Origin of the sequence: Anabaena azotica FACHB-119 (assembly GCF_014697625.1) — a bacterium.
GTDB lineage: Bacteria > Cyanobacteriota > Cyanobacteriia > Cyanobacteriales > Nostocaceae > Trichormus > Trichormus azoticus_A.
The window spans coordinates 1-12,051 of the sequence record NZ_JACJSG010000017.1; the positions used below are offsets into that span (position 1 = coordinate 1).

Genomic DNA, 12,051 nt, shown 5'->3' on the forward strand with positions numbered 1-12,051 from the left:
TTGGTAATTGGTAATTGGTAATTGGTAATTGGTAATTGGTAATTGGTAATTGGTAATTGGTAATTGGTAATTGGTAATTGGTAATTGGTAATTGGTAATTGGTAATTGGTAATTGATTTTTTACTATTACCTATCACCCATTAACCATCACCCATTAACTATTACCCATTAACTATTACCCATCACCCATCACCCATCACCCATTACCCATTACCCATTACCTATTACCAATTACCTATTACCTATTACCTATTACCACCCCTTATTGAGTTTAAGTAAGCATTCAGTTTAGGTGATAGTTCGTCAATGATTGGTTTAAGAATATTCACTTGCTCAACAGTAAAAAGGTTGCGAGCATAAGCCAGTCGCATCCAATGTATTGTTTCGTACATTGAGCCTCTAGCAATTTTTATAAAACGTTTATTATCTTGATAATTATAACGCCCGCGACCTTCAGCAATATTAGCACCAATACTATCTGCTGCACGGATAATTTGCTTACCAATTGTATTTTTGGCAATATATTCCCAAGTCATAACTATTTTCCAAATTTCATTTGCTAATTTCTCTGCCAACTTATAGACTTGCAACTCTTCAAAATCAGGTCGGCTCATTCCACTCTCCAAACCAATTACCAATTACCAATTACCAATTACCAATTACCTGCAATTATCGCAATGTCCGCAACGCCAGTTAGCAGCTTCTTGTGTAAAACCAAAGGCGTTTAATAAAAATTGCCAACGACATTGTTTAGTATTGAGATATTGAGTCATTTGTTGAGTAGCCTGTAATTGTGTAGATGGCTGACTTTTGGCTTTGTGTTCTATTTTGTAGTTGAAAGGGTCAAGCCAATTTAATTGCCCGCTACTATGGAGTAAAGCTAGAGCGATCACACTATCGGGGAATTGTTTAGTTACAGCGTTAATTTCCCCTTGTTGTGGCAGTTTTTTGATTAATTGCTGGGCTTTTTGTAGTTGCGATCGCATTTTCTCGTGAAAAAATTCCTGTCTTTGTTTATCCTCTGGATCTAACCAACCTGTAGGTTCACTTACCAATGTCAGCGCCTCGGCTGGTTTACCATCCCGTCCCGCACGCCCGATTTCTTGCACATATTCAGATAATAGATGTGGCGCATGATAATGGATAACCCAGCGCACATCAGGCTTGTTTATCCCCATCCCAAAAGCACAGGTACACACCACAAAGGGGATTTTTCCACCTAACCAGCTATTTTCCACCTCTCGACGTTCTGTCGCGCCCAAACCTGCGTGATAGCTAGCTGTGGCGTAACCCATCTGGGACAACCAAGCGGCTAAATCTTCACTATCTCGTCTGGTACGGACGTAAATTAAGCCAGCTTGTTGGGGTCGATTTTGGATAAATTTGATTAATTGCTGTTTCCTACCCCTTGGTGTCCATGCGATGCGGACGGTAGGATGTAAATTAGGACGATAAGGATTAAGGCGGAATATTTCCGGTTGCTGTAATTGTAAAACTGTTTGAATAGTTTTTTGCGCTAGGGGGTCAGCCGTGGCGGTAAATGCGGCGATACTGATTTTGGTTCCTGGTGGCTTATGTTGAAGTAATGCAGGTCTAACTGCCCCTAATCTGCGGTAAGCTGGGCGAAAGGTTTCACCCCACTGCACTAAACAATGGGCTTCATCCAAGATTAAGCCGTTGATTTGCAATTGCGGCTGACATAATCTTTCCCAAACGGGCGGACTTAATAGTGTTTCGGGAGATAAATATAGTAATCTTAACTGTTGTTTTTCTAATGCTTGCAGTGTCGCACGGCGTTGAGATGATGATAGTTCACTGTGCAGTAATGCAGCTTTTTGCTGGCGTTGGCGTAGTTCTTGTACTTGATTTTCCATCAATGCTACCAACGGGGAAACTACCAAAGTCAAACCTGTTTGTAGTAGTGCGGGTAGCTGAAAACAAATTGATTTACCTCCTCCTGTAGGCAGAATTATTATGGTATCTTTTTGGGATAATAAACTGTTGACTATTTCTCCCTGGGGTGGACGGAAATCCTCATAACCCCAAATTTGTTGAAAAGCTGCACGGACTTCTTGCCAAGATTTACTTACAGGTTGATTCATAATATATAGTTAATACACGGTTTTTTTTTGACTACATAATATATAACCTAGTAATATGAGATAAAAGTTCAGTACTTTTATCCATTACTGCAATTACTGCTCTGGTAATTTCGCCAAAATTACTAAATTAGGGAATTAATTCTATTAAGTAAATACACGTAAAAGCAAGAAATTCGTGATATAAAAATTGACTTATAATTTACGCTAATTCACCAATTGTTTATATAAAAGCCAGCAATAATCCGCTAATTTGATATTAAGCGGTTAGCAACTGTAGGATTCCTGCACTGTATGAATGAAATATCTGGTATCTTGTCATTCTGAAGTAATACTTGATGTTTTGTTTGTGTCAATGGGTAATTCCTATGCAGACTCAGAAATTGACATTGTTTGTTTACAAGCTATGTCAATTGAGAAACGCCATCTTTAACTGATACAAATTGTCAACAAATTTATCCTTAACGGAGACAACAATGACTATTAACAAATTAGGTCTGGGATTAGCGTTAGCTTGTGGTACTTTGGCTGTAGGAGCTAACTTTGCTGCACCTGCTCAAGCGGCTAAACTAACAGGAACCGTCAATATCACTGGCGTATCAGATTTTAAAAGCACAAGCTTCGTACCACCTGCAAATGACGTAGTAACATTCAGTCATGCTAAAGTGCAAGCTAGTTCAACTGGTATTTTTTCCAGCTACATCGGACAAGGTGTAACTTTATCTGACATAAAACTTACTTCGCCCACCAATGTCTCGATCACTCCTCAAAAAACACAAGCAACCTACGTCGCCTCAGCACCTAACCCATTTATTACATTTAGCGATGATCTAAAATTTATTGTTGACAACCCATTTGAGTTTCAAAGAACAGCCACGAGGTTATCTGGTGTGAATATCTTAACAGGCAGCGCTGTATTCAGTGGACTCTTTCAGAACGCATCTGGTAAAAATGTGGGCATAGGTATTGTAAGTATACAGGAAATCAAAGAAAATGGTAGCTTTGCACTAACTTTAGATGCAACTTCAGTTCCCGAACCTGCAACTGTGTTTGGCTTAACTACTGTTTTAGCGGCTGGATACTTATCTAGAAAGAAGCTAGTCAAAAAACAACTCACACAAAAAACACACCCTTAATTACTCAGTCTGCAAGGACAGACAAAAGTCGGTGTGTTTAAGTACTTAAATTCAATATGATTATCATAGCATACAATCTTTGAATGTGTGTTATGTGATAAAGTCATCACAAAACCAACTGTAGGGTGCGTCAGACCCAACAATTTCTTACAAATTAAGAAATTTGCCACATCTGACGCACTCCACTAATGTGCCTGCTAACAATTTTCCCTTGTGGTAGACGGAAATCCTCACAACCCCTGATTTTTTTAAAGTTAGCCTGAACTTCTCGTCAAGCTTTTATACTTTGAAGATTCTTGAACAGTAGTAGATAGGATATTTTGGAATTGACACTCTACTACCTAAATATTGGGTAATTATAGCAGGGGACAGGTGATAGGTGACTCTTGACAGGGCTGAAAGCCTTTGAAACTAAAGGTTTTAAAATTGTATGATGCCCTAACCTATCAGACGACTGCTATATCTCATATATTGTTGAGTCTATCTAGTAACTGTATGGTGCGTCAGCCCCCATAATTTCGTACAGATTCAAGGATTTTCCAAATCTGACGCACCCTACCCCAAGTGCCAGTTGCGAAAGTCCTGTATTGTTGAGTCCATAGGATTACTACTTGATTTTTGAAACATACGTAGTGGCTTGTCTAGGCTAAAAGGTTGCAAAAAATTTTCTTGTGGTGTGGGCATCCTGCCCGCACTGGACGGGCAAGATGCCCATCCCACAAGAGTTTGCTAATGCAACATTTTAAGCTTGCCAGTCCAGTAGTGGCGTGGCAAGGCTAAAATAGTGCAATAAGTTTCCTCTCTAACCTCTGTGTCTCTGTGCCTCTGTGGTTAATTAATGCAACATTTTAAGCTTGCCACGCTAGTAGGCCGATGCACTGCTCACCCTACAGGTACTACAGTATTTCACGAATAGCGAAACTGCTATATTTTCAATAGAGTTGTGTTTTGTTTAGTTTCTATGCAGTGACTTCTGTTTGCTTGTCTTGAGTCTGCAAGGCTGCATATAAACGGTTCAGCGCGTTAACGTATGCTTGCGCGGAAGCGACGATGATATCTGTGTTAGCTGCATGACCGGAAAAAACTCTCGATTCATACCTTAGACGGATGGTAACTTCACCAATTGCATCTATCCCGGCTGTTACTGACTGCACAGAAAATTCAATCAATTGGTTAGGTACATTGACAACGCGATTAATTGCCTTATACACTGCGTCTACTGGGCCTGTACCAATGGCTGCGTCTGTGAGTTCTTCGCCGTCTGGGGTGCGGAGGGTGACTGTAGCAGTGGGACGGGCGTTGCTACCGCAGGAAACTTGTACCAATTCTACCTTAAATAAATCAGGTGCTTGTTGGATTTCATCGTTGACGATCGCTTCCAAGTCCCAATCAGAAATTTCTTTCTTTTTGTCAGCAACTTCCTTAAATCTCACAAAGGCTTTATTTAACTCAGTTTCTGATAGTTCAAAGCCTAATTCTTTCAAGCGGGTACGGAAAGCATTCCGCCCAGAATGTTTACCCAAAACTATTTGATTGTCTGTTAAACCAATCAATTGGGCATCCATGATTTCGTAGGTGAGTTTATTTTTTAACACCCCGTCTTGGTGAATACCTGATTCATGGGCAAAGGCGTTAGCACCGACAATTGCTTTGTTGGGTTGGACTAACATTCCTGTGAGGTTAGAAACCAAGCGGGAGGTTTTATAAATTTGCTTGGTGTCGATATTTGTTAGGGGTTCTTCGGAATCTGCTGCTCTACCTAAGAAAGGATTAAAATATTGACGGCGGACGTGTAACGCCATGACTAATTCTTCTAAGGCGGCATTTCCTGCCCGTTCACCGATGCCGTTGATGGTACATTCTAATTGTCTTGCACCATTTTTGACTGCTTCTAAGAAGTTGGCAACCGCCAAGCCTAAATCGTTGTGTCCGTGAACGGAAATAATGGCTTGGTCGATGTTGGGGACGTTTTCTTTAATGCCCTGAATAATTGCGCCAAATTCGCTGGGTGTGGTGTAACCAACGGTGTCGGGAATGTTAATTGTTGTTGCACCTGCGGCGATCGCTCGCTCTAAAACCTGATACAAAAATTCAGGGTCGGAACGTCCGGCATCTTCTGGGGAAAATTCTACATCATCGGTGAAACTCTTGGCATAGGCTACCATTTCTTCGGCGATCGCCATCACTTCTGGTCTGGTTTTTTTCAGCTTGTACTTCAGATGAATATCCGATGTGGCAATAAAGGTGTGGATTCTGCCTTTAGCGGCTGGTTTAATCGCCTCGGCGGCTGCTTTAATATCATCATGCCTTGCCCTAGCTAAACTGCAAATTACGGGGCCTGTTTGGGTACCGACAGTTTGGGCTATTTTGTGAACAGCTTCAAAATCTCCAGGGCTAGCAAAGGCAAAACCTGCCTCTATGATATCTACACCTAAACGGGCTAATTGTTTGGCGATCGCTAGTTTTTCATCTATGTTGAGTGTTGCCCCTGGACACTGTTCACCATCGCGGAGTGTTGTATCAAAAATAATGATTCTTTCTGGGTTTGTGGTCATTTTGCTTATTTGTTTAGAGGGACTTTTGCTTAAAATATCTAGAAACTAAGTTTTTGTAGTTTTAATCTTGTAAATAACTGCTCAGGATATTAACCTTCAGCTTTTTCTATTCTGTCTCTAATATCATTTAAGTCTATATATCTGTCCGTAGCATTACGCAATTCTCTGGCAATCATTCCTTCCGTTGATACTACTGTAATATGTGTATTTTTGGAACGTAATAATTCAATTGCCCTTTCAAAATCCCCATCACCACTAAATAAAACTACTCTGTCGTACTGGTCAACCGTATTAAACATATCTACAACAATTTCAATATCTAAATTAGCTTTTTGTGAGTAACGACCGGAGGAATCATCATAATATTCTTTCAGTATTTTCGTCCTGACCGTATATCCTAAGCTGATGAGCGCGTCTCGAAAACCTCGTTGGTCTTGTGGGTCTTTTAAACCAGTGTACCAAAATGCGTTGATTAGTGTTGTTTCTGATTGCTCATTTTTGAAGTATTCTAAAACCCGTCTGGGGTCAAAAAACCACCCATTTTTTTGTTGAGCATAGAACATATTGTTTCCGTCTACAAAAATAGACAGACGATTCATTGGGGAACCCATAGAAAAATACACCTAAATAATAGTAAAGAAATTAGAATGGACAATAGATTATAGCAATACTCAGTTGATAAATTGACTAATAGTGCTAGCGTAACTTTTCATGTATAGCTTTTATCTTACCTCTGACAATGCCTAAAATTAGTGGCAATATAGGAATTTATTTGCTGGTTGTTAAACATTTTAACTCCCAACACTATGAGAAACACCCTGTAATCAAAATCTACCAATAAAATCGATGCAGTAACAGGATGATTGATAATCCATCTATCAATTTTACTTCTAAAGAGGTAAAACATAGGTCTCAAGATAGGAGGTTGCGTAATTACCATATATCGGTTTTGCAATTAACAATTAAGTTTAGTGAAATATACGAGTTTTGTATAAGCGGTGTAAGCAAGAGGCTAGAGGTTAGAGGCAACAGACTAGTATTCTTTACTCGATATGAGCTAGGTTAACAGCAATTTTCCTAGTTAGCCATTGAGAGAAGAATCCTCTATCTCAGCATGAAAAACTCTCTCTTCTGGCTGGAAACTAGGCAGTAGGGAGTGGGGAAAGAAATTTTTAGTTTCTCATCCCTGGCCCAATCGCTGCTCTATTACCTTGACATAGTTGAGATTGTTTAACACAAGTTCGGCGCACAATAAGATTTTGATTACAAATGTATAAGATTATCATCTAAGTTCTGATTTGAAGATGGTTGTAGTATAAATGAAACTAAATAAATAAAAAAAAGTACTTAAACTAATTATTAACATGATATGGCAGATGAACCTACAAAACACGAAAATAAAAAATATGAGTCTACTGCCAATATAGCGTCTACTAAAACAACAAAAGCCTCTCTAACAGCAGCTTCCCGCCAGTCTCAGCGTTTGCTGCGCTTAGGAAACCTACTCACCATTGTGCTAGCAATGGGTGCGGCTTTACTGACAAGTTCTGGCTTAAGTTTAGTGCAATTGCTGGAAAATCAAGTGCTGAGTGCATTTTTGCAAATACGCGGGCCGCTTGTTCCTCCAGAAGACATAGTAATTTTAGCAATTGACGATCAGTCCATATCAGTACCCGAACAATACTATAAAACAGATCCACAGAAGTATGCCTACCTAAAACCACTGAGTAAGTTTCCTTTTAAGCGTACTGCCTATGCCCAAGTAGTGCAAAAATTGATGCAGGCTGGAGCTAAATCTGTCGCTTTAGATGTGGTTTTTGATTTACCTGGTAGCTATGGTGAGGAGGACGATCGCCAACTGCAAGCAGTATTACAAAAATACGGCAGCAAAATCACTTTAGCCGCAAAATACGACATTTCTCAATCCCACCAGGGAGTATTTACGCAGTTAATATTACCCTACGAAAAATTTCGGAACACAGGAGTATCAATCGGAACGGTAAATTTTCCGGTGGAGGTAGATGGAAAAATACATAGTTTAGCTGGGGAATTTAACAAGTTATTGAGCGAAGATGATAGTCTGGCAGATAAAGTACCTCCTTTTGAGGAAGCAGTATTAAGGGCGGCGCAGGTAAAATATCCACAATTGGCAGGTGGAGGCATCAATTTCTGGGGGCCAGCTGGTACATTTGAAGCTATTCCCTTGTGGTATGTGCTTGATCCGCAAAACTGGCATAATTATTTGCAGCAAGGCAAAGTATTTGAAGACAAAATTGTGATTATTGGCGCTACTGCTCAGTTGGCTAATGATTATCATCCGGTAGCAGTGGCTAATAGTTGGTTGGCTACCGAAGAGATGGCGGGAGTAGAAATTCACGCCAATGCGATCGCCACTATTATGGAAGGTAAAGCGATCGCGCCTGCAATTAAAAGTCGATCTCTGCAAGGTTTATTTGTGTTGCTGTTGGTTGGGGGAACATCTGGGTTGATTACCAGAAGCAAAAGCGGCTCCAAGAGATTTATGCTGAGTATGGCGGTTGCTAGTGTTTGGGGCAGTATAAGCTATATCAGCTTTGTATATGCACATAGTTTATTTCCTACCGCTATACCGATATTGGCGATCGCATTTTGTGGACTCTCTTATTTAGGGACAGAAATAGCTAGAGACAAAATTAGAACTCAGCAAATAGTCGATGTTTTTCAGAAGTATAAAACTTCTCCTGTTGTGCAAGAAATTATTAGTCAACAACAGGAATTACAAGACTTATTACAACAACGAGACATAGCAGTAGCCGGAAAAATCCTCACTGGACGCTACAAAATAGTCAAAGTGCTGGGTTCCGGCGGATTTAGTGAAACCTATATCGCCGAAGACACCCAACGTCCAGGGAACCCCCAATGTGTGGTGAAACAACTAAAACCAGCCAACACCGAAGCCAAAGGCTTGGAATTAGCTAGGCGTTTATTTCGTTCCGAAGGACAAACATTAGAAAAATTGGGTTCCCATCCGCAAATTCCCCAGTTGTTGGCTTATTTTGAAGAAGATGCAGAATTTTACCTAGTTCAAGAATATATCATCGGTACTCCTTTGAACCGGGAGTTACCATCAGGTAGAGGCATCAGCGAGGCTGAGGTAGCAGCAATTGTCAGAGAAATATTACAAATATTAGTATTTGTTCATGAAAATGGTGTCATCCATCGAGATATTAAACCCAGCAATATCATTCGCAGACAATCAGACGGCAAACTAGTATTAATTGACTTTGGTGCAGTCAAAGACATTTCCTTACTGCAAACAGAAAATCAAGAACCATCCCCTTTTACTATCGGTATTGGAACTAGAGGTTACGCACCCAGCGAACAATGTTTTGGTCGTCCTCAGTATAATAGTGATATCTATGCAGTCGGAATGATTGCAATTAAAGCCTTAACAGGTATCGCCCCCCATGATCTTCCCAGAGATGCTAATGAGGAAGTGAAATGGACTCATAAAATAGTCGTCAGCCAAGGCTTCGCCGAAATTTTAAGTATCATGGTGCGGGATGACTATAAACAAAGGTATCAGTCGGCATCAGAAGTTTTAGCAGCCCTTGATCAATTAGCCAGTGAGTCAAATAAAAGCTTACTACAACAAGGTGACTCATCAATGAGTACAGAAATCTCCATAGATGAGTCAGATTTGCCTACTAGACGCTGGATTTGATTTAGGAGGGGACTGGGGAGATGGGGAGATGGGGGAGATGAGGGAGTGGGGGGAGTGGGGGGAGATGAGGGAGTGGGGGGAGTGGGGGGAGATGAGGGAGAAAAGAAACAACTGTCAACTGATAACTGTCACCTGTCACCTGTCAACTGATAACTGACAACTGACAACTGATAACTGTCAACTGCCGCTAACTATACCAAGTTTCTTCCCTTGCTTTATCGCTAAATAAACCCAAAACAGGGCCGAGAAGTGCGCCGAAGATAAAACCGCCAGCGTGCGCCCAGTAGGCGATACCGCCACTTTCCATGCCGATGTTAGTGCGGGTTTGTAAACCAGCAATTCCGTAGAAAGATTGTTGGAGAAACCAGAAACCTAAGAAGAAGTAGGCGGGAACGCGGAAAGTTGGGAAGAAGAAGCCTAAAGGGACTACACCAATAATTTCTGCTTGGGGAAAACGCAGAATGTATGCACCCATCACACCAGCGATCGCACCACTAGCACCTAAAGAAGGAATGCTAGAATTTTGTGAGAAATACCATTGGGTGAGCGACGCTAAAACACCACAAGCTATATAAAATATAAAATATCTAATATGACCCAATCTATCTTCAACGTTGTTACCAAAAATCCAGAGGAACAACATATTACCTGCTAAGTGCAGAAAACCACCATGCAGAAATTGGGAAGTAATTAAAGTTATCCATTCTGGTACAGGCTGATGCACAGACACACCAGCAAAGCTCAAGCTAAGTTCTCGCGGAACCACAGCCGCTAAATGTAAAAAGCCATCCAATGCTTGCGGAGGTAGGCTAGATTCATATATAAAAGCAAGCACATTAGCAGCAATCAGCCCATAAGTCACATAAGGCGTAATTGTTATCGGGTTATTATCTCTAATGGGAACCACTGGCGTTTTTCCTAATTTTTAAATCACTAGACTCAACATTAGTGAATTTTGCTATAGTTTTCTTCTATCTGCTGGATAAATGTTGCTATCTCTTCGAGGAGACAGGGGACAGTAAGTATTAAGTAGGGTGTGTTACGGCTATGTCAGAATTTGAGCGTTGGCGAAATTATGAACTAGCCGTAACGCACCAGCAAATACGGTGCGTTAAGCGCTGCTTTAACGCACCCTACAATTTAAGGTTTACTGTTCTACTTAAAATCAAGTAACATCAAGTTCGGCTAATTACTTATAATATGGTTGTTTTGGTCGGTAATGGGTAATAGCTAATAGGTAATTGTTTTCTACCATTAGCAATTACCAATTACCAATTACCAACCCCGAAGATATGATAAGTGATTAAGCGGACATGATATAACATATATCAACCTTAAAACACTTCTCCAGTCTGAATTTAATATTTTGAATGAGCGAATTTTGAATTATAACTTATGTGGTTTGCCAAATCTTTAGAAAATCAACTCAAGCAATGGGACGAAGTTCTTCGTAAACAACCTAATCACCCTAATGCTTATATTCGCCGGGGTATGGTGAAATTTCAGCTAGCGAAAATTAATGAATCTATTGATGATTTTGACATAGCCGAGAAACTAGATTCAAGGCTGAAACCATACCTATGGCAAAGGGGTTTATCTTATTATTATGCCGATAGATTTGCCGAAGGCGCTCAACAGTTTGAAATAGATTTAACAGTCAACTCTCAAGATGTGGAAGAAACAGTGTGGCGCTATCTGTGCATGGCGCGTTTAGTAGGTGTAGCAGAGGCGCGTCATCAATTATTAACTGTGAAAAATGACCCCCGGCGAATTATGCTTGCTGTCTATGATTTGTATGGGGGGAATTGTACAGTAGATGATCTGTTGAATGTGGGGAAAGCAGAAGGTGTTAAAGGTTTATTTTATAGCCATCTTTATATAGGGCTATATTATGAAGCTGAAAATAACATCGATTTGGCTCAAGAATATATAGTTCAAGCTGCTAATAAATACAAACTTGATGATTATATGTGGTCTTTAGCGCGGGTACACAAAAGCCTGCGGGGTTGGGCTTAGTTGTGATTTCTTCCTTACCAATAGAAAACTTAAGTTAAATAAATCTTTGATCAGTAATTTCCAATTATTGGTGATGAGATTTGTATAATCCTCAAATATAGGACTATTATCAGGCTAGTTTAGGATAATTGTTGATGAAGTTAGATGGCTCGGTTTTTTTCTGGCTTGTAACCCTAATGAGACTTTGGCTGTCAGTAAAGCGGAGAATAGACAATCTTATAGGACTTACGTACTAAGGTTGTCTGTTGAGACTGAGTGTAAGACTATCACAACAACTGCATAAACTGGCGATCGCTCAACCTAAATCATAACGTATAGCAGTAGCCACATAGGTTAGGACAATCTCTGAATCATCAAATCTTTACTGCAAGAGCTTTCTCTTGCCTATCCCCTGTAACCTATCACCTGTCCCCTGCTATATCACAAGATTAGTCATCATTATTGACAATCTTCACCGTATTGATAATTCGTTAAAGCCAAGCTTTGTTAATATCAATGCGATTTTGGCAAAAACTAAATAATTTCAATTTCCCAAATCATTG

At 40.2% G+C, this 12,051-nt stretch carries 8 protein-coding genes and 1 pseudogene; 3 read left to right on the top strand and 6 right to left on the bottom strand.

Annotation, left to right across the window (positions count from 1 at the left end):
* Positions 1 to 92 precede the first annotated feature (92 nt).
* The 3 genes and pseudogenes from H6G83_RS36400 to H6G83_RS13970 all read right to left on the bottom strand — a co-directional run.
* Positions 93 to 137, bottom strand: a pseudogene (locus H6G83_RS36400) (hypothetical protein); the annotation flags it as partial.
* Between the two features lie 108 nt (positions 138 to 245).
* Positions 246 to 614: a four helix bundle protein gene (locus H6G83_RS13965; protein WP_190473043.1), complete on the bottom strand. Its 369-nt coding sequence runs from the start codon at positions 612 to 614 to the stop codon at positions 246 to 248.
* Between the two features lie 45 nt (positions 615 to 659).
* Positions 660 to 2,102, bottom strand: a complete 1,443-nt coding sequence (locus H6G83_RS13970; RefSeq protein ID WP_190473046.1) for a RecQ family ATP-dependent DNA helicase — start codon at positions 2,100 to 2,102, stop codon at positions 660 to 662.
* 473 nt (positions 2,103 to 2,575) lie between these two features.
* Here H6G83_RS13970 and H6G83_RS13975 point away from each other — a divergent pair, with 473 nt between their 5' ends.
* Positions 2,576 to 3,235: a PEP-CTERM sorting domain-containing protein gene (locus H6G83_RS13975; RefSeq protein ID WP_190473048.1), complete on the top strand. Its 660-nt coding sequence runs from the start codon at positions 2,576 to 2,578 to the stop codon at positions 3,233 to 3,235.
* Between the two features lie 959 nt (positions 3,236 to 4,194).
* Here H6G83_RS13975 and H6G83_RS13980 read toward each other — a convergent pair.
* On the bottom strand, positions 4,195 to 5,790 hold the full coding sequence (locus H6G83_RS13980) for a 2-isopropylmalate synthase (protein ID WP_190473051.1): 1,596 nt from the start codon (positions 5,788 to 5,790) through the stop codon (positions 4,195 to 4,197).
* An 89-nt stretch (positions 5,791 to 5,879) separates the two neighbouring features.
* Positions 5,880 to 6,401 carry a LabA-like NYN domain-containing protein gene (locus H6G83_RS13985; protein ID WP_011318899.1) on the bottom strand — a complete coding sequence of 174 codons (522 nt, stop codon included), beginning with the start codon at positions 6,399 to 6,401 and terminating at the stop codon, positions 5,880 to 5,882.
* 758 nt (positions 6,402 to 7,159) lie between these two features.
* Between H6G83_RS13985 and H6G83_RS13990 the strand changes: the two genes are divergently transcribed.
* Positions 7,160 to 9,493 carry a CHASE2 domain-containing serine/threonine-protein kinase gene (locus H6G83_RS13990; RefSeq protein ID WP_190473053.1) on the top strand — a complete coding sequence of 778 codons (2,334 nt, stop codon included), beginning with the start codon at positions 7,160 to 7,162 and terminating at the stop codon, positions 9,491 to 9,493.
* A 187-nt stretch (positions 9,494 to 9,680) separates the two neighbouring features.
* On the opposite strand, the gene H6G83_RS13995 is transcribed toward H6G83_RS13990, so the two are convergent.
* Positions 9,681 to 10,400 (bottom strand): rhomboid family intramembrane serine protease, encoded by a 720-nt coding sequence (locus tag H6G83_RS13995; protein ID WP_190473057.1) that lies wholly within the window; start codon positions 10,398 to 10,400, stop codon positions 9,681 to 9,683.
* A gap of 488 nt (positions 10,401 to 10,888) precedes the next feature.
* Between H6G83_RS13995 and H6G83_RS14000 the strand changes: the two genes are divergently transcribed.
* Positions 10,889 to 11,509: a tetratricopeptide repeat protein gene (locus H6G83_RS14000; RefSeq protein WP_190473060.1), complete on the top strand. Its 621-nt coding sequence runs from the start codon at positions 10,889 to 10,891 to the stop codon at positions 11,507 to 11,509.
* Positions 11,510 to 12,051: the final 542 nt, after the last annotated feature.

Coding starts and splice junctions, on each gene's coding strand:
- H6G83_RS13965 (WP_190473043.1), bottom strand. CDS start 614: ATGAGCCGACCTGATTTTGAAGAGTTGCAAGTCTATAAGTTGGCAGAG.
- H6G83_RS13975 (WP_190473048.1), top strand. CDS start 2,576: ATGACTATTAACAAATTAGGTCTGGGATTAGCGTTAGCTTGTGGTACT.
- H6G83_RS13970 (WP_190473046.1), bottom strand. CDS start 2,102: ATGAATCAACCTGTAAGTAAATCTTGGCAAGAAGTCCGTGCAGCTTTT.
- H6G83_RS13990 (WP_190473053.1), top strand. CDS start 7,160: ATGGCAGATGAACCTACAAAACACGAAAATAAAAAATATGAGTCTACT.
- H6G83_RS13985 (WP_011318899.1), bottom strand. CDS start 6,401: ATGGGTTCCCCAATGAATCGTCTGTCTATTTTTGTAGACGGAAACAAT.
- H6G83_RS14000 (WP_190473060.1), top strand. CDS start 10,889: ATGTGGTTTGCCAAATCTTTAGAAAATCAACTCAAGCAATGGGACGAA.
- H6G83_RS13980 (WP_190473051.1), bottom strand. CDS start 5,790: ATGACCACAAACCCAGAAAGAATCATTATTTTTGATACAACACTCCGC.